The organism is Klebsiella sp. K-3 (assembly GCF_051207495.1).
GTDB lineage: Bacteria > Pseudomonadota > Gammaproteobacteria > Enterobacterales > Enterobacteriaceae > Klebsiella > Klebsiella aerogenes.
On sequence record NZ_JBPNXF010000032.1, the window covers coordinates 1 to 1,134 of the forward strand.

The 1,134-nt window shown below is 60.5% G+C and carries 1 protein-coding gene; it reads right to left on the bottom strand.

All coding sequences use genetic code 11. The features are described from left to right. Nucleotides 1–1,134: RbtT/DalT/CsbX family MFS transporter (locus tag ACSEMK_RS24010; protein ID WP_430915552.1), on the bottom strand; the 1,134-nt coding region annotated here is incomplete at both ends.

Here is a 1,134-nt window from a genome sequence, read left to right on the forward strand (position 1 = left end):
CACCACGCCGATGGTGCTGAAGTGCGGCAGCAGCACCACCGCAATTGCCGGCGCGAGGAAGTTCGACAGCCCGGCCGACAGGTTATAGACCGAAATCGCCGCCCCTTTATGATTTGGCTCCAGCGCCGGGAATACCGCCGCCATCGGCACAAACGCCGCGACGAAAATCCCCAGCGCAATCGCCGGCACCAGCGCCATAGCGAAGTTATGGCCGAAGTGCTGCGGCAGGTAGTAAAACGCCAGGCTCGACAGCGCCATGCCGATGCAGCCGAACCAGCGCACCACTTTCATCCAGCCCATTTTCTCCGCCACAATCCCCCAGAAGACGTTGGAGAAGATGGTGGTGAAGAAGAACGCCGCCCACACCTGCAGCCATTCGGAAGTGGTGAAACCGAGTTCATCGACAAACATCATCGGCATGACCACCGCGAAGCCGAACAGCGACAGGGTGTTGATAATGCGCACGATGCTGGAGAGCATAATGCTGCGGTTGGTGTAGATAAGGGTCACCGCGCGCCCCAGCTCGGAGAACTTCTCGCGGGTGGTGAGATTCTGCATATGGCGCGGGGTTTCGGTGTTACGCAGCGCCGCCAGGGCAATCAGCCCGCCGGTGACACAGAACGCCAGCGCCAGCCACAGGGTGCCCATCTCGCCAATGTGCGGGATGGTGAAGCTCGGGATATAGCTGCCGAACACGCCGATACCGACGGAGTAGACCGCCCAGAACCAGCCCAGGGCCGAGCTGGAGCTGTCGCTGCGGACGTTATGGATAATGGCGACGATAAACGAGTAGAGAAACAGCGGATAGGCCAGGCCGCGGATGCCGTAAAACAGCAGGATTAAGGCGTAGTTGGCGCGACCGAGGCCGAAGACGAGGAACAGGACGTGGAACACGCACCACAGCACGAAACCGATAAACATGGTTTTACGCGGGGTGATAATTTCCGCGACCACGCCGGAAACCCAGGCCGAGAGGGCGGCGGCGAGGCCGTAGAGGGTGAAGGCGAAAGAGGCCTGCGCCGGGCTGAAGCCCAGTTCTTTGATGTAGTGCGAGAGGAAGGCGAGTTCAAAGCCGTCGCCGGTCATAAACACGGCGATGGCGACGTATCCCCAGATAAGATTCAGCGGCAGACC